The sequence below is a fragment of the Acidovorax sp. SUPP3434 genome, assembly GCF_030159015.1.
Taxonomy (GTDB): Bacteria; Pseudomonadota; Gammaproteobacteria; order Burkholderiales; family Burkholderiaceae_C; genus Paracidovorax.
Window position 1 is genome coordinate 94,655 of the sequence record NZ_BQXL01000009.1, and the last position, 16,570, is coordinate 111,224.

Genomic DNA, 16,570 nt, shown 5'->3' on the forward strand with positions numbered 1-16,570 from the left:
AGCGACGACCATGAAGCCACGCCGTTTTCTGCACGCTCTTTTCACGTTCTCCACGTTCATCGGCGCGGCCTTGTTCGCCGGCAGCGCCTTGGCCGCACCGCTCAAGATCGGCGTGGTGCCGGGCATCTTTGCCGACTCGGTCGAGGTGGCGGCCAAGGAGGCCAAGGCCCAGGGACTGGACATTCAGGTGGTGGAGTTCACCGACTGGACGACCCCCAACGTGGCGCTGGAGTCGGGCGACATCGACCTGAACTACTACCAGAACAGCAACTACCTGGCGAATGCCGTGCGCAGCAAGGGCTTCAACTTCGTCAGCGTGCAGCCCGGCATCCTGTCGTACCTGGGGCTGTACTCCACCAAACATAGATCGTTGGCCGACGTGCCCAACGGCGCCAAGGTCGCCATCGCCAGCGACCCCGTCAACATCGGCCGTGCCCTGCGCCTGCTGCAGCACGCGGGGCTGATCACGCTGCGCCCGGACACCGGGCTGCTGGGCACGCAGGCCGACATCCGCTCCAACCCGAAGAACCTGCAGTTCATCGAGATCGAAGGCCCGCAACTGGTGCGCGCCACGCAGGACGTGGACCTGGCGCAGGGCTTTCCTTATTTCATCATTCCGTCGAAGGCGTTCGATGCGACCCGGGGGCTGGCCTACACCAGCTATGAGGACGACTCCTGGGCCATCCAGTTCGTGGCGCGCAAGGACAAGGCGGCGGACCCGCGCATTGCGCAGTTCCTGACCATCTACCAAAACTCCGACGCGGTGCGCAAGGCGATCCACGCCTTCTACCTGAACGATTCCAAGCTCTACCGCCTGACCTGGCTGAAGCGCTGAGACCGGCACAAGGACCGACCGTGACACCAACGAAGCGCCACATCCTGCTCAACGCGTTCAACATGAACTGCGTGGGCCACATCAACCACGGCCTGTGGACGCATCCGCGCGACCGCAGCACCGACTACCGCACGCTGGCCTACTGGACCGATCTGGCCCGCACGCTGGAGCGCGGCCTGTTCGACGGCCTGTTCCTGGCTGACATCGTGGGCACCTACGACGTGTACCAGGGCAACGTGGACGTGCCGCTGCGCGAATCCATCCAATTGCCGGTGAACGACCCGCTGCTGCTGGTGCCGGCCATGGCCGGCGCCACGCAGCACCTGGGCTTCGGTGTCACGGTGAACCTGTCGTACGAGGCGCCCTACCTGCTGGCGCGGCGCTTTTCCACGCTCGACCACCTGACCCAAGGCCGCATCGGCTGGAACGTGGTGACCGGCTACCTCGACAGTGCCGCGCGGGCCATGGGCCAGCCGCAGCAACTGCCGCACGACGAGCGCTACGAGCGGGCCGACGAATACCTGGAGGTGCTCTACCAGCTGTGGGAGGGCAGCTGGGAAGACGGCGCGGTGCGCCGCGACAAGGCCGCACGCGTGTTCGCCGACCCGGCGCGCGTGCACCAGGTGCAGCACCACGGCCGCTATTTCGACGTGGAGGGCTACCACCTGAGCGAGCCCTCGCCGCAGCGCACGCCGGTGCTGTTCCAGGCCGGCAGCTCGGGCCGGGGCCAGCAGTTCGCGGCGCGCCATGCCGAGTGCGTGTTCATCTCGCCCCCCAACAAAGAGGCCGCGCGCAAGACCGTGCAGGCCCTGCGCGAACAACTGGTGCGGGCCGGCCGCCGGCCCGATGACGTGAAGGTCTTCGTGGGCGCGGCGGTGGTGGTGGGCCGCACCGAGGCCGAGGCGCGCGAGAAGCACGCGGACTACCTGCGCTACGCCAGCCGCGAGGCGGGCCTGGCGCATTTCGCGGCCAGCACCGGCATCGACTTCGCGCAGTACGACCTGGACGCGCCGGTGGACTACTCGCCCGGCAACGCCATCGAATCGGCCAGCCGCACGGCCCAGCAGCACGGCTGGACGCGCCGCAAGCTGCTCGAACTCTTTGCGCTGGGCGGCCGCTACCCGGCCATCGTGGGCGATGCGCAGCAGGTGGCCGACGAACTGCAGTCCTGGGTGGCCGAGACCGGCGTGGACGGCTTCAACCTGAGCCGCACCGTGGTGCCCGAAAGCTACGAGGACTTCATCGACCTCGTGGTCCCTGAGCTGCAGAGTCGGGGCGTCTACAAGACCGAATACGCCGAAGGCACGCTGCGCAGCCGCCTGTTTGGCGAAGGCGACCGGCTGCCGGCCCGGCATGCGGCGAACGCCTTCCGGCGCCAGGCCCCCAGCGCCGCCGCCCACCGGCTGCACCAACCCCATCCCGCCCTGGAAGCACAGCCATGAAACGCCTGGCCCAACGCATTCTTTTCTGGCTCGCGGCCTTCGCTGCCGCAGCGGCGACAGCGCAAACACCCGCGTCACCGCTGCGCATTGGCGTGACGCCCGGTTCGCTGGCCGATTCCGTGCAGGTCGCCGCGCAGGAGGCACGCCAGCAGGGGCTGGACGTGAAGGTCGTCGAGTTCACCGACTGGACCGCTCCCAACACCGCGCTGGCCGCGGGCGACATCGACCTCAATTACTTCCAGCACCAAGCCTTTCTGGACAACGCCATCCGCGAGCGCGGCTATGCCTTCGTCAGCGTGGCCACGGGGCTGCTGCCCAACATCGGCCTGTACTCGCTCAAGGTGCAGCGCTTTGCCGACCTGAAGGACGGCGCCCGCGTGGGCGTGGCCAACGACCCGGTGAACCAGGGCCGCGGCCTGCTGCTGCTGGAAAAGGCCGGCCTCATCCAGCTCAAACCCGGCGTGGGCGCGCGCGGCAGCGTGAACGACATCGTGGCCAACCCGAAGAAGCTGCGCTTTGCCGAGATCGAAGGCCCGCAACTGGTGCGCGCCCTCGACGATCTGGACCTGGCGCAGGGCTACCCGGCGCACTACGTCAATGCCGGCAAGCCCCAGGTGGCGGGCAGCGCGCTGCTGTATTCGGGCATCGACGACCTGGCCTATGCGATTCGCTTCGTCGCGCGCCAGGACAACGCGCAGGACCCGCGCATCCAGCGCTTCGTGAAGGTCTATCAAGACTCGCCCGCCGTGCGCGCGCAGATCGGCAAATCCTTCGCCGGCAATGAGCGGCTTTACAGCCTGCCGTGGCTCGCCAAGGCCGCGCATTGACGCATTCCTGGACTCGCCCCCGACGCCTTCCTCACCTTCGATTCCTCCCACCCCAACGACCGCCTGCCGCGGCCCCTGACATGCCACTCCATCGCCTCTTTCTCGCACCCCTCCTCGCCCTCTCCGTGCTGGGCGCTCTGCCCGCCCATGCGGCCGACAAGCTGCGCATCGGCGTCCTGCCGGGCGTGTATGCCGACGCCATCGCGGCCGCCGCCAAGGACGCCAAGGCGCAGGGCATCGACGTCACGGTGACCGAGTTCACCGACTGGACCACGCCCAACGTGGCGGTGGACTCGGGCGACCTGGACATCAACTTCTTCCAGCACCAGCCGTTCCTCGATAACGCGATCCAGAAGAACGGCTTCAAGCTGGCCAGCGCGGGCACGAGCTTCCTGGCCAACATCGGCCTGTATTCGCTCAAGCACAAGACCATCAACGAGGTGCCGGTGGGCGGCAAGGTCGGCCTGGCCAACGACCCGGTGAACCAGGGCCGCGGCCTGCTGCTGCTGCAAAAGGCCGGCCTCATCCAGCTCAAGCCCGGCGTGGGCTTCGTCGGCACGGTGGACGACATCGTGCAGAACCCCAGGAAGCTGAAGTTCGTCGAGGTGGAAGGCCCGCAGCTGGTGCGCATCACCGGCGATGTGGACATCGCCCAGGGCTACCCGCACTTCATCGTGGCGTCGAAGGCGTTCGATCCGTCCAGCGGGCTGGCGTATTCGGGCGTGGAAGACGCGCGCTTCGCCATCCAGTTCGTGGTCAAGGCCAGCCGCACGCAGGACCCGGTGATCCAGAAGTTCGTGAAGGTGTTCCAGAACTCCGACGCAGTGAAGGCGGCCATCGACCGCGCCTTCGCGGGCGACAAGCGCCTGTACGTGCTGACCTGGACGCAGCAATGATGCGCGCGCCCCGCTTCTTCTACTTCAAGGCCGCAGCCCTGGGCTGGCTGCTGGCCGCCTCCGCCCTCACCGTGCACGCGGCCGACGTGATCCGCATCGGCTCCACGCCCGGCGTCACCTCCGACGCGGTCGAGGCCGTGGTGGCCGAGGCCAAGGCCCAGGGCCTGGAGGTGAAGCTGGTCGAGTTCACCGACTGGACGCTGCCCAACGAGGCCGTGAACAACGGCGACATCGACCTGAACTTCTTCCAGCACCAGGCGTTTTTGAACAACGCCATCAAGGAACGTGGCTACCAGCTGCAGTTGGTGGGCCTGGGCCTGCTGCAGAACATCGGCATCTACTCCAACCGCATCCAGCGGCTGCAGGACGTGCCCGAGGGCGCCAAGGTGTCGGTGGCGAACGACCCGGTGAACCAGGGGCGCGGGCTGCTCCTGCTGCAGAAGGCCGGCCTCATCAAGCTGCGCCAGGGCAATGCCGTGGGCGCCAGCGTGAACGACGTGGTCGAGAACCCGAAGAAGCTGCGCTTCTACGAGATCGAGGGCCCGCAGCTCATCCACTCGCTGCAGGACGTGGACCTGGCCGTGGTGTGGCCCAGCTACTTCGTCAACGCCGGCAAGAAGGAACAGGCCAGCCGCGCGCTGCTGTATTCGGGCATTGACGATTCGTTCTACGCCATGGGCTTCGTCGCGCGCAAGGACAAGGTGCAGGACCCGAAGATCGCCCGCTTCGTGCAGCTGTTCCAGCAGTCGCCCAAGGTGCGCGAGGTGGTGTCCGCGCGCTTCAACAACGACCCCAAGCTGTACACGCTGCCCTGGAAGACGCCATGAGCCTGACCGCCGCCTCCCCTTCACCCGTCTGGCGCAGCGCTGCCGGCACGGCCCCCTCCCCCGCCACGGCGCCTGCCGGGGCACCGCAGCCTCGCGCCGGGGCGGCACCGCCGCCCGCACCATCGGCGGAAACTGGCGCACCGTCGGGTTCCGTGGTCTTCGAGCAGCTCGGCAAGGTGTACGCGTCGTCCGCCGGGCCGGTGGCGGCGCTGGAGGACATCAGCCTCCAGATCCCCGCGGGCAGCATCTTCGGCATCATCGGGCGCAGCGGCGCGGGCAAATCGAGCCTGCTGCGCACCATCAACCGGCTGGAGTCGCCCACCTCGGGCCGCGTGCGGGTGGATGGCACCGACATCGCCACGCTGGACGACGACGGCCTGGTGGCGCTGCGCCGGCGCATCGGCATGATCTTCCAGCACTTCAACCTGCTGGCCGCCAAGACGGTGTACGACAACGTGGCCCTGCCGCTGCGCGTGGCCGGCTGGCGGCCCGCCGCCATCCACCAGCGGGTCGAGGAGCTGCTGGCCCTGGTGGGCCTCTCGGACAAGCACCGCACCTACCCCGCGCGCCTGTCGGGCGGGCAAAAGCAGCGCGTGGGCATTGCCCGGGCGCTGGCCACGGCGCCGGAGATCCTGCTGTGCGACGAGGCCACCTCGGCGCTGGACCCGGAGACCACGCATGCCATCCTGCAGCTGCTGCGCGACATCAACCGGCGGCTGGGCATCACCGTCATCCTCATCACGCACGAAATGAGCGTGATCCGCGAGATCGCCGACCAGGTGCTGGTGCTGGAGCAGGGCCGCATCGCCGAGCAGGGCGAGGTGTGGAAGGTGTTCGGCGCGCCGCAGCACGACGCCACGCGCGCGCTGCTGGCGCCGCTGCAGCACGGCCTGCCCGACGACTTGCAGGGGCGGCTGCAGGCCGAGCCGCCGGCGCAGGGCGGCTACCAGCGCATCCTGCGCCTGGGCTACACCGGCGAAGGCGGGCTGGAGCCCGACTTCGCGCGCATCGCCCAGGCCCTGCACAGCCCCGTCAGGCTGGTGCACGGCGGCGTGGACCGCATTCGCGGCCATGCGCAGGGCCGGCTCATCGTGTCGCTGCCCGGCACGGTGACGCTGCCTGATTTCGTCCATCTGGTGCAAGGCCCTGGCGCCATTGCCCATTCCATCGAGGTGATCGGCCATGTCGCTGACGTTGAGCATTCCCTTTGAGCGCTACACCCAGGCGTTTCTCGACACGCTGACCATGGTGGGCACGTCGGCCGCCATCGCCTTCGTGGCGGGCATTCCGCTGGCGGTGCTGCTGATCGTGACGGCGCCCGGAGGCTTCCTCGCCTCGCCGCGCATCCACCGCGGCGTGGGCAGCGTGGTCAACGTCTTTCGGGCCACGCCCTTCATCGTGCTGCTGGTGGCGCTGATTCCGTTCACGCGGCTGGTCACCGGCACCACCATCGGCGTGTGGGCCGCCATCGTGCCGCTGGCCATCAGTGCCACGCCGTTCTTCGCGCGCATCGCCGAGGTGAGCCTGCGCGAGGTGGACCCGGGCCTGATCGAGGCCGCGCAGGCCATGGGCTGCCGCAAGTGGCACATCGTCTGGCACGTGTACCTGCCCGAGGCACTGCCCGGCATCGTCGGCGGCTTCACCATCACGCTGGTGGCGCTGATCAGCTCGTCCGCCATGGCGGGCGCGGTGGGCGCGGGCGGGCTGGGCGACCTGGCGATCCGCTACGGCTACCAGCGCTTCGACACGCAGGTGATGCTGATCGTCATCGCCGTGCTGATCGCGCTGGTGTCGCTGGTGCAGTTCAGCGGCGACCGGTGGGTGCGCTGGCTGCGCAGCCGGTAGCCCGTGGCGGGCGACCGGTGGTGCCACCGTGGGGCTGGCCGCGCCCCTGGGAAACGGGATGCGCGTCAGCAGCCCGTCTTCCAGGGGGTTCAAGCCAAATCGGCCTCCAGCGCATGATTCACTAGGGCGTATTGCTATCGAATATATAGCAATCAAATGCGCCGCCGCGCCCCGGCCACGCCCGTCAGAACGCGTGGGCGTGGCGCAGCGCGTCCAGCACCCGCACGCGCAGGGTACCCAGCGATGCGTCTTCGCGCCGGCGCGGGCGGGGCAGCGGGTTGTCGATCACCTGCAGCTCGGCGCCGGCGCGCGCCTCCAGCACCACCACGCGGTCGCTCAGGATGAGCGCCTCGTCCACGTCGTGCGTGACCAGCAGCAGCGCCAGGCCGTGGCGGTGCGCCACCTCGGCCAGCAGCTGCTGCAGCCGCGCGCGGGTGAAGGCATCGACGGCCGAAAAGGGCTCGTCCAGCAGCAGCAGGCGCGGCCGCGTGAACAGGCCCCGGGCGATGGCCACGCGCTGCGCCTGGCCGCCGGACAGCTGCTTCTGCAAGCGGCCTTCGAAGCCCGCCAGCCCCACTTCGGCCAGCAGCTCGCGCACCTGCGGGTGACTCCGCCCGGCGCGCCCTAGATCGAACGCCACGTTCTCGGCCACGGTGAGCCAGGGGAACAGGCGCGGCTCCTGGAAGATGAAGCCGATGTCCTGCGTGATGCCCTGCTGCGGCTCGCCGGCCAGGCGCACGTGGCCGTCGTACTGCGTGTCCAGCCCCGCGACGATGCGCAGCAGCGTGCTCTTGCCGCAGCCGCTCGCGCCCACCAGGCTGACCACTTCGCCGGGGGCGATGTCCAGTTGCACGTTCTGCAAAACCGGCCTGTCGCCATAGGCCTTGCGGCGCACGCGGGCCTGCAGCAGCGGGTCGCCCTTCGCATCCTGGGCCTGCAGCAGCGGGCCGCCCACAGCGAGAGACGCTGGAGCGATGGCGTCTTGCAATGCAGTCATCGTTGGTTCAGTCCCGCGCAGTGCTGTCATAGGTGTCGCGCCAGGCCAGCAAGCGCTTTTCCAGCCAGGCCATGCCCGTGTCGGTGACCTTGCCCAGCAGCGCCAGCAGCACGATGGCCGCCAGCACGATGTCGGCGCGGCCCATCTCGCGGCCGTCGGTCAGCAGGTAGCCCAGGCCGCGCGTGGCGGCGATGAGTTCGGCCGCCACCATGAACATCCACGCCAGGCTCAGGCCGTTGCGCAGCCCGGTCAGCACCGACGGCAGGGCGGCCGGCAGCAGCACGCGGCGCACCATGGCCACAGAACCCAGCCGGTGCATGCGGGCGGCCTCCACCAGCTTGCGGTCCACGTCGCGAAAGCCCGAGGCCACGCCCATGTAAACCGGGAAGAACGCGCCGATGGCAATCAAGGCGATCTTGGAAGCCTCGTCGATGCCCAGCCACAGCAGCAGCAGCGGCACCCAGGCCAGCGACGGAATGGCGCGCAGCGCCTGGAAGGTGGGCTCCAGCAGCCCTTCGGCCCGGCGCGACAGCCCGACCAGCGCGCCGATGGCGATCGCCAGCACGGTGCCGATGGCAAAGCCCGCCGCCACGCGCGCGCTGCTGGCCAGCACATGGCCGGCCAGGCCCTGCCCGCCGAAACTGATGAGGGTCTGGACGATCTCGGTGGGCGCAGGCAGCAGGTGCGGGCTGACCCAGCCGGCGCGCACGGCGCCTTCCCACACGGCCAACACCGCGGCCGGCAGGATCCAGCCCGTGCCCAGCGCGCTCCAGCCCCGGCGGCGCGGTGCGGTGCGGGCGGTCTCCACGGCCGGGCCGATGCCGGACCATTCCTGCGGGTGGGCGGACATGGCGCGGTCAGGCCAGCGAGGCCGCCGGCGCGTTCGTCACGCCGCGCGCGAACTGCGTGTCCACCAGGTCGGTGACCACCTTGTTCAACGCCGTGCCGGGCCGCACCAGGGCTTCGGACAGGAGCAGCGGGGCGGCGCCCTGCAGCGCGGCGATGTGTTCCTGCGAAGGCTGCGGGTTGGACAGGTCGGTGCGCAGCTTGAGCTGCAGCAGCGCCACCTCCAGGCTGACCTTGGCCTCCTCCGACAGGATCCTGGCCGCCTCGGTGGTGTGGGCCAGGATCCATTGGCGGGCGCGCTCGTAGCCGGCCAGCACGCGGCGCGTCTCGGCGGCGCGCTGGGCCAGGAACTCTTCGCGCACATTCAAAAAGCCGTAGGTGTTGAACGCCACGTTGCGGTAGATGAGGCGCGAGCCCGCATCCAGCTCGCTGGCGGCCATCAGCGGATCGAGCCCCGCCCAGGCGTCCACGCGGCCCTGCTCCAGCGCGGTGCGGCCGTCGGCGTGCTGCAGCGCGACGATCTCCACGTCGTTGCGCTTCAAACCGGCCACCTGCAGCGCACGCAGCAAAAAGAGGTACGGGTCGGTGCCCTTGGTGGCGGCGACCTTCTTGCCCTTGAGTTCCTTCACGGACTGGATGGGCGAATCCTTGCGCACCACCAGCGCCGTCCATTCGGGGCGCGAGAAGATGTACGGTGCCCGGATCGGGTTGCCGTTGGCCTTGGACAGCAGCGCGGCCAGCCCGGCCGACGAGCCGATGTCGATGCTGCCCGCATTCAGATACTCCAGCGCGCGGTTGCTGCCCGCGCTGAACACCCACTTCACGGCCGTGCCGTCCTGCTTGAACGACTCTTCCAGCCAGCCGAAGCGGCGCAGCACCAGGCTGGACGGGGAATAGGTGGCGTAGTCCAGGCGCAGTTCCTTGAGCGGCTGCGCGGCGTGCGAGGCCAGGGGCCAAGCCAGCGCTGCGGCGCCGGCCGACAGCAGGGTGCGTCGTTGCATGGTGGTGGGTTCCCGGTGAATGCGGTGATGGTGCGGCGCAGTATCGGGCGCGGCTTGCCGCACGGCCAAGAACGTTATTCGTCTATTTTTATGAGAAACCTGCCGCCCCTGGCGTGCCCCTGACGCGCCCCTGAAAACCGGCCGGCTGGCCTGCACCAGCCGCCGCAGGCAAGCAGCAAATTGCGCACGAATCACGCAACAGGCCGCTGCGCGCACGGCGCGGCGGGCCGGTGCAGCCCAAGGCGACGCGGGGCGCACCGCGCCCCCATGGCCGGCCGGCAGGCCGCGGCGCGCGCATCGACCAAAAACCGCATAAGCACGCGCGAATTCCGCATGTGGCGAGCCCGCGCGCCTGCGCACACTGGACCCACTCGCGGCGGCGGGCGCCTCCGGCCCGACCGCCCCCACCCTTATGCCGGCGCCCCACCCATGTCCTCACGCGACCCCCAACTGCACCCGCCCGAAGCCCCGCCCACCGCGCCCGCCTCGCCCCTGCCCACGGCCCAGGCGCTGGCCGACCGCTTCGCCGCCACCGCCGCCGAGCGCGATGCCCGCGGCGGTACGCCGAAGGCCGAGCGCGATGCGCTGCGCGCCAGCGGCCTGCTGTCGCTTTCCATCCCCACCGCGCAGGGCGGCCAGGGCGCCGACTGGGCGACCACGCTGCAGACCGTGCGCACCCTCGCGCAGGCCGACAGCTCGCTGGCCCACGTCTACGGCTTTCACCACCTGCTGCTGGCCACCGTGCGCCTGTTCGCGCGGCCCGAACAGTGGGTGCCATGGCTGGAGCAGACGGCGCGCAAGCAATGGTTCTGGGGCAACGCGCTCAACCCGCTGGACACGCGCACCGCCGTGCGCCGCATTGGCGACTGGTACGACTTCTCGGGCAAGAAGAGCTTTTGCTCGGGTGCGCTGGATTCCGAGATGCTGGTCGCCTCGGGCATCGACGAACACACCGGCCAGTTGCTGATCGCCGCCATTCCCACGGCCCGCGCGGGCATCACCCTGAACGGCGACTGGAACAGCTTCGGCCAGCGCCAGACCGACAGCGGCAGCGCCCTGTTCGAGAACGTGCGCGTGGAGGGCAGCGAGCTGCTGCGCGACCCCGGCCCGCTGACCACGCCGCGCTCGTCGCTGCGGCCGCTGCTGGCGCAGCTGATCTTCGTGCATGTGTTCCTGGGCCTGGCCGAGGGCGCGTTCGCGCAGGCGCGGCACTACACGCTGAACGAGTCGCGCCCCTGGTTCCGCTCGCCCGCCGAACGCGCCAGCGAAGACCCGTACATCCAGTCGCACTACGGCGAGTTCTTCGTGGGGCTGGAAAGCGTGCGCCTGCTGGCCGCGCAGGCCGCCGCCGCGTTCGATGCGGCCTGGGCGCAAGGCGACGCGCTGGACGCCGAAGGCCGGGGCCGCGTGGCCGTGGCGGTGGCCACGGCCAAGGTGGCTTCCACCCGCGTGGGGCTGGACGTGACCAGCCGGCTTTTCGAGACCACCGGCGCGCGCGCCACGCACGGCGCGCTGCGGCTGGACCGCTTCTGGCGCAACCTGCGCACGCAGACGCTGCACGACCCGGTGGACTACAAGCTGCAGGAGCTGGGCGACTGGGCGCTGCACGCCAGGGTGCCGGCACCGTCGTTCTATTCGTGATCGCCCGGCACGACCGCGCCCACCCCTCAAGCTGACGACCATGGCGACCCTCCCCGCATGGCCCGCCGCACCGGCCCGCACCGCCACCGCCACTGCCACGCCCGCCGCCCCCGAGGCCGGCCTGGCCTGGATCTTCGAAGACCCGCGCTCCAAGGCGCTGCTGGCCGAGGTGGAGCAGGTGGCGCCCAGCGACGCCGGCGTGCTCATCACCGGCGAGAGCGGCACCGGCAAGGAGCTGATCGCGCGCTACCTGCACAGCCGCAGCCCGCGCAGCGCCGCGCCCTTCGTGGCCGTGGGCTGCGGCGCGTTCTCCGAAGCGCTGGTCGATTCGGAGCTGTTCGGCCATGAAAGCGGCGCCTTTCCCGGCGCCTTCGGCGCGCAGCCCGGCTGGTTCGAGGAAGCCCATGGCGGCACCATCTTCCTGGACGAGGTGAACGACCTGCCGCTGGCCGTGCAGAACAAGCTGCTGCGCGTGCTGCAGCAGCGCGAGGTGGTGCGCGTGGGCGGGCGCCAGCCCATTCCCATCGACGTGCGCATCGTGGCCGCCGCGTCGGTGGACCTGCAGGAACTGGTGCGCCAGCAGCGCTTTCGCAAGGACCTGTACTACCGCCTGAACGTGGTCAGCCTGGAGGTGCACACGCTGCGCGAGCGCCCGGGCGACATCGTGCCGCTGGCGCGCCATTTCATCGACGCCTACAGCCGGCGCCTGGGCTACCCGCGCCCGCAGCTCACGCCCGCCGCCGAACGCGCGCTGCAGCAGGCGCCCTGGCCCGGCAACGTGCGCGAGCTGGAAAACACCATCCACCGCACGCTGCTGCTGGGCGACGGCCGCACGCTGGACGCCGCCGACCTGCGGCTGTCCGGCGCCGCGCGGCCGGGCACCGAGCCCGAAACCCCGGCGGCAGCGGCGCCGCCGCAGGCCGCCAGCCCCTCAACACCGGGCCTGCCGCTGCTGCGCCAGGCCGTGCGCCAGCTGTGCGAAGCCCATGTGCCTGCGCTCTACCAGACGGTGGAAGACGCCGTGCTGCTGGAGGTCTTCCGCTGGTGCCACTACAGCCAGAGCGAAGCAGCACGCGTGCTGGGCCTGAGCCGCAACGTGGTGCGCGCACGGCTGATCCGCCTGGGCGAGGTCGGCGCGCCGCGCCGCGCCGGCGCCGATGCGGGCGCGCCAACCGCCGAATTCCCACCCGACACCGATTCCGAAAGCCCCTCCCCATGAGTCCGACCCCCGACATCTTCTGGTTCCTGCCCACCTCGGGCGACACGCGCTACCTGGGCACCTCCGACTTCGGCCGCGCGCCCACCAATGCCTACCTGCGCCAGATCGCGGTGACCTCCGAGCAGCTGGGCTACGACGGCCTGCTCATTCCCACCGGCAGCTCGTGCCTGGACCCGTGGGTGACCGCCGCCAGCCTGGTGCCCGTCACCCAGCGCATCCAACTGCTGGTGGCATTGCGCACCTCGCTGGGCAACCCCACCGCGTCGGCGCGGCAGGCGGCCTCGCTCGATCAGGCCCTGGGCCCCGGCCGCCTGCTGCTGAACGTGGTGCCCGGTGGCGATGCGACCGAGCTGGCGGCCGACGGCGTTTTCTACAGCCACGACGAGCGCTACGCCGCCAGCGATGAGTTCCTGACCCTCTGGCGCCGGCTGCTGCTGGGCGAGAAGGTCGACTTCGAAGGCCGGCACCTGAAAGTGCAGGGCGCGCAGAACTTCTTCGCGCCCGCCACGCAGCCCTACCCGCCGCTGTACTTCGGCGGCTCGTCGCCCGCCGCGCACGCGCTGGCCGCGCGCCATGTCGATGCCTACCTGACCTGGGGCGAGCCGCCCGCCGCCGTGGCCGGGAAGATCGCCGACGTGCGCGCCCGCGCCGCCGCCGCAGGCCGCGACCTCGACCGGCACCCGCTGCGCTTCGGCGTGCGCCTGCACGTCATCGTGCGCGAGACCAGCGAAGAGGCCTGGGCCGATGCCGACCGCCTCATCAGCCGGCTGACCGACGACGACATCGCCCGGGCGCAGCAGAACTACGCGCGCATGGATTCCGAGGGCCAGCGCCGCATGGCCGCGCTGCACTGCGGCCGGCGCGATCGGCTGGTGGTGGGCCCCAACCTGTGGGCCGGCGTGGGCCTGGTGCGCGGCGGCGCGGGCACTTCGCTGGTGGGCAATGCGCAGGAGGTGGCGGAGCGGCTGCAGGAATACGTGGACGTGGGCGTGGACCGCTTCGTGCTCTCGGGCTACCCGCACCTGGAAGAAGCCATCCGCTTCGCCGAGCTGGTGTTTCCGCTGCTGCCCGGCAAGCAGGCGGTGACGCTGCGCGATCAGTCGCTGACCGGCGGTGCGTTCGACATCCGGGCGAGCCGGCCGGCGGCGGCCGAGCCCGTGGCGGCCACCGCGCCCGTGCCGGAGGCGGTGCGATGAGCGCCCCCACGTCGAATCCGCGCGTGATCGACATGCGCTGCCGGCCCGCCTACCTGCACGACTTCTTCGGCCGGACGCCCGGCTCGCCCGGCGAAGACCTGGCGCGCTGGCTGAACCGGCGCGTGGGCACGCGCGGCGACGATGCGCACTTCACCCGCTCGCGCACGCCCGAAGGCTTTCTGGCGGAGGTGCGCGATGCCGGTCTGTCGCACGCCGTGGTGGTGGGCCGGCACACGCCCGGCCAGCACCTGCCCAACGACACCATCCATGCCATCGTGCAGGGCCAGCCGGAGCTGATCGGCATCGGCGCGGTGGACCCGGCGCTGCAGGGCGAGGCCGCCGCGCTGGCCGAAGTGGAGCGCGCCGTGAAGGTGCTGGGCCTGGCGGGCATCGACATCGAACCGGGCTTCGGCCAGCCGCCGCGCCACCCGGACGACCCGGTGTACTTTCCCATCTACGAGCGGGCACAGCAGCTGGGCGTGCCCGTGTTCCTGATGACCGGGCCGACCTCGCCCGACCTGCGCTTCAACGACCCGGCCCCGGTCGCGCGCGTGGCACAGGCCTTTCCGCACCTGCCCATCGTGGCGTACCACGGCTGGTGGCCCAACGTGCAGCAGGCCATCGGCCTGGCCTTTCGCTACGACAACGTCTTTTTGGTGCCCGACATGTATTTGTTCCAGCCCGGCAGCCAGGCCTATGTGGAGGCGGCCAACGGGTTTCTGGGCGACCAGCTGCTGTTCGGCTCGTCGTACCCGTTCCGGCCGATCGGCCAGTCCATCGAAGACGCCCTGGCGCTGGGCCTGCGCGAGAGCGTGATCGACCGGGTGCTGTACGGCAATGCGGCGCGGCTGTTGGGCATCGGCAGCGTGCCGGTGCAGGCCGGGCCCGCCTGACTCCCGTCGGCCTGCAGCGCCCGCCCGGCAAGGGCCGGGCTTTTCCTCAGAAGGTTTCCCAGTCGTCGTCCGACCGCGATGACGGCGCGGGCGCCGGGCGCGGCGCAGCGGCCCGGGGGGCGGCCGGTGCCGGCGTGGCAGGCGCCTTGGGCTTGGCGGCCGGGGCGGACAGAGCGGGCGCGCTCGCGGCGGGTTTGGCAGCGGATGGAGCCGCGGATTTCGCAGCCGGCTTCGGTGCCGGCGCTACTGCCGCAGCGGGCGAAGGCGTGGCCGAGACGGCCGGGCGCGCCGGCGCCGGGCGGGCCGCCACGCGGGCGGGTGCCGCGACCGGGGCCGCACTGCGTGGCGCGGCCGACACCGCCGCCAGCGGCACCGCGCTTGCATCCACGCGGAACTGCGAGACAGCCTCGCGCAGGCGCTTGGCCTGCTCTTCCAGCGACGAGGCCGCCGCTGCCGACTCTTCCACCAGCGCCGCGTTCTGCTGCGTGGCCTGGTCCATCTGCACCACGGCCTGGTTCACCTGGTCGATGCCCGAGGACTGCTCGGTGGAAGCGGCCGAGATCTCGCCCATGATGTCCGTCACGCGCTGCACCGAGGCCACGATCTCCTGCATGGTCGCGCCCGCACGCTCCACCTGGGCCGAGCCCGCGCCCACCTTGCCCACCGACTCGTCGATCAGGCCCTTGATCTCCTTGGCGGCGGTGGCGCTGCGCTGGGCCAGGGCCCGCACCTCGCTGGCCACCACGGCGAAACCCCGACCCTGCTCGCCGGCACGCGCCGCTTCCACGGCCGCGTTCAGCGCGAGGATGTTGGTCTGGAAGGCGATGCCGTCGATCACCGCGACGATGTCCGCGATGCGGCGCGAGCTGCCCGCGATCTCCTGCATCGTCGCCACCACCTCGCCGACCGCCGCGCCGCCGCGCTGGGCCACCGCCATGCTGCTGGCGGCCAGCTGGTTGGCCTGGCGTGCGCTGTCGGCGTTCTGCTTCACGGTGGACGACAGCTGCTCCATGCTGGCGGCGGTTTCCTCCAGCGACGCGGCCTGCTGTTCGGTGCGGCCGCTCAGGTCACCGTTGCCCAGCGCGATCTCGCGCGAGCCGGTGTGGATCTCTTCCACGCCCTGGCGCACCTGCGTGACCATGCGCGCCAGGCCCTCCTGCATGGTGCGCGCTGCGCCCATCAGGCGGCCGATCTCGTTGGACGAACGCACCTCGATGCGCGTGGTGAGGTCGCCCTGGGCGACCTTTTCCAGCAGTGCGCCGGCGTCGTCCAGCGGCGCCAGCACGTTGCGGCGGATGAACACCCAGCACAGGACCGCCAGCACCACGCCCACCACCACCAGCACGCCGGCCGCGATCTCGGCGATGTACAGCAGCCGCACCGACTGCGCCTGCAGGGCATTGCCGCGCTCGCCTTCGGCATCGAAGAGCTGCTTCATCAGCCCCTCCATGTCCGCCAGCAGCTTGTTGCGCTGGGCGACGATCTCCTTGCCGCTGTATTCGGCCTCGTTGCCGCCGGCCAAGCCCACGGCGCCGCGCTGCACCAGGGCGGCGTAGGCGTCGAAGGCGGTGACCATCGACGTGGCGAGCTGGCGCTCCTGCGCCCAGTCGGCGGGCAGGCCCTGCGCCACGGACTGCAGGATGGGGCGCGCCTCCTGCATGGATTTCTCGGCGCGCGTGGTCTGCGACCGCACACTGTCGGGCGGGTCGCCGCGCAGCACGTTGCGGTGGCCCACGGCCAGGGCGACGCGGTTGTCCCACATGCGGATCTCGGCCTGCTTGAGCGCGAGCATGTCGCGGGTCGTGCGGTCCTGCACCTCGCCGGCCATCACGCCGGCGCGGGTGCCCACCCAGCCCACCCCCACCGAGACCAGCAGCGCGCCGGTGAAGAACAGCAGCACCAGCAGCAGCGCCACCCGGATGGAAAGATTCCTGAACATGCCAACCCCTTGATCGAACCGGTCCACGGCGGACCACAACCCCACACCGTTTGCAACAAAAAGTTTGCCAGAAAAAGCCGACAAAACATGTCGACTACCCGGTTGATTTCGGCCAGTGTGTCGGCTCAGCCACGCCCGCCGCCCACGGCGGCCCCGGGGTTTAAAA

The 16,570-nt window shown here is 70.6% G+C and carries 15 protein-coding genes; 11 read left to right on the forward strand and 4 right to left on the reverse strand.

What is annotated here, in order from left to right; translation table 11 throughout:
• Positions 1 to 10 precede the first annotated feature (10 nt).
• The 7 genes from AVKW3434_RS15090 to AVKW3434_RS15120 all read left to right on the forward strand — a co-directional run bounded on the left by AVKW3434_RS15090 (position 11) and on the right by AVKW3434_RS15120 (position 6,672).
• Entirely contained in the window at positions 11 to 835 is an 825-nt protein-coding gene (locus tag AVKW3434_RS15090; protein WP_284406496.1) for a MetQ/NlpA family ABC transporter substrate-binding protein, read from the forward strand.
• Between the two features lie 20 nt (positions 836 to 855).
• Positions 856 to 2,277 carry an LLM class flavin-dependent oxidoreductase gene (locus AVKW3434_RS15095; protein WP_284406497.1) on the forward strand — a complete coding sequence of 474 codons (1,422 nt, stop codon included), beginning with the start codon at positions 856 to 858 and terminating at the stop codon, positions 2,275 to 2,277.
• Complete coding sequence (locus AVKW3434_RS15100) at positions 2,274 to 3,104, forward strand: MetQ/NlpA family ABC transporter substrate-binding protein (protein ID WP_284406498.1); 831 nt, start codon at positions 2,274 to 2,276, stop codon at positions 3,102 to 3,104. The genes AVKW3434_RS15095 and AVKW3434_RS15100 overlap by 4 nt, the downstream gene beginning before the upstream one ends.
• 80 nt (positions 3,105 to 3,184) lie before the next feature.
• Complete coding sequence (locus AVKW3434_RS15105) at positions 3,185 to 4,000, forward strand: MetQ/NlpA family ABC transporter substrate-binding protein (RefSeq protein WP_272566556.1); 816 nt, start codon at positions 3,185 to 3,187, stop codon at positions 3,998 to 4,000.
• Positions 3,997 to 4,827, forward strand: a complete 831-nt coding sequence (locus tag AVKW3434_RS15110; protein WP_284406499.1) for a MetQ/NlpA family ABC transporter substrate-binding protein — start codon at positions 3,997 to 3,999, stop codon at positions 4,825 to 4,827. The genes AVKW3434_RS15105 and AVKW3434_RS15110 overlap by 4 nt, the downstream gene beginning before the upstream one ends.
• On the forward strand, positions 4,824 to 6,038 hold the full coding sequence (locus AVKW3434_RS15115; RefSeq protein WP_284406500.1) for a methionine ABC transporter ATP-binding protein: 1,215 nt from the start codon (positions 4,824 to 4,826) through the stop codon (positions 6,036 to 6,038). Before AVKW3434_RS15110 ends, AVKW3434_RS15115 begins: the two co-directional genes overlap by 4 nt.
• Entirely contained in the window at positions 6,010 to 6,672 is a 663-nt protein-coding gene (locus tag AVKW3434_RS15120; protein WP_284406501.1) for a methionine ABC transporter permease, read from the forward strand. Before AVKW3434_RS15115 ends, AVKW3434_RS15120 begins: the two co-directional genes overlap by 29 nt.
• Positions 6,673 to 6,856: 184 nt before the next feature.
• Here the strand turns inward: AVKW3434_RS15120 and AVKW3434_RS15125 are convergent, their stop codons facing one another.
• Genes AVKW3434_RS15125 through AVKW3434_RS15135 form a run of 3 tightly spaced genes read right to left on the reverse strand, consistent with a single transcriptional unit; the run spans position 6,857 to position 9,516 of the window.
• Positions 6,857 to 7,669 (reverse strand): ABC transporter ATP-binding protein, encoded by an 813-nt coding sequence (locus AVKW3434_RS15125; RefSeq protein WP_284406502.1) that lies wholly within the window; start codon positions 7,667 to 7,669, stop codon positions 6,857 to 6,859.
• Positions 7,670 to 7,676: 7 nt separating this feature from the next.
• Entirely contained in the window at positions 7,677 to 8,519 is an 843-nt protein-coding gene (locus AVKW3434_RS15130) for an ABC transporter permease (RefSeq protein ID WP_284406503.1), read from the reverse strand.
• Positions 8,520 to 8,526: 7 nt separating this feature from the next.
• On the reverse strand, positions 8,527 to 9,516 hold the full coding sequence (locus AVKW3434_RS15135) for an aliphatic sulfonate ABC transporter substrate-binding protein (RefSeq protein ID WP_284406504.1): 990 nt from the start codon (positions 9,514 to 9,516) through the stop codon (positions 8,527 to 8,529).
• Between the two features lie 429 nt (positions 9,517 to 9,945).
• Between AVKW3434_RS15135 and AVKW3434_RS15140 the strand changes: the two genes are divergently transcribed.
• Genes AVKW3434_RS15140 through AVKW3434_RS15155 form a run of 4 tightly spaced genes read left to right on the forward strand, consistent with a single transcriptional unit; the run spans position 9,946 to position 14,465 of the window.
• Positions 9,946 to 11,157, forward strand: coding sequence for an acyl-CoA dehydrogenase family protein (locus AVKW3434_RS15140; protein ID WP_284406505.1), 1,212 nt, complete (start codon positions 9,946 to 9,948; stop codon positions 11,155 to 11,157).
• A gap of 40 nt (positions 11,158 to 11,197) precedes the next feature.
• Positions 11,198 to 12,376: a sigma-54 interaction domain-containing protein gene (locus AVKW3434_RS15145; protein WP_284406506.1), complete on the forward strand. Its 1,179-nt coding sequence runs from the start codon at positions 11,198 to 11,200 to the stop codon at positions 12,374 to 12,376.
• The gene (gene ssuD / locus AVKW3434_RS15150; RefSeq protein ID WP_284406507.1) at positions 12,373 to 13,572 is read left to right on the forward strand and encodes an FMNH2-dependent alkanesulfonate monooxygenase; all 1,200 of its coding nucleotides are present in this window, start codon (positions 12,373 to 12,375) and stop codon (positions 13,570 to 13,572) included. Before AVKW3434_RS15145 ends, ssuD begins: the two co-directional genes overlap by 4 nt.
• Positions 13,569 to 14,465, forward strand: a complete 897-nt coding sequence (locus AVKW3434_RS15155; RefSeq protein ID WP_284406508.1) for an amidohydrolase family protein — start codon at positions 13,569 to 13,571, stop codon at positions 14,463 to 14,465. Before ssuD ends, AVKW3434_RS15155 begins: the two co-directional genes overlap by 4 nt.
• 46 nt (positions 14,466 to 14,511) lie before the next feature.
• Here the strand turns inward: AVKW3434_RS15155 and AVKW3434_RS15160 are convergent, their stop codons facing one another.
• The gene (locus tag AVKW3434_RS15160) at positions 14,512 to 16,404 is read right to left on the reverse strand and encodes a methyl-accepting chemotaxis protein (protein ID WP_284406509.1); all 1,893 of its coding nucleotides are present in this window, start codon (positions 16,402 to 16,404) and stop codon (positions 14,512 to 14,514) included.
• Positions 16,405 to 16,570: the final 166 nt, after the last annotated feature.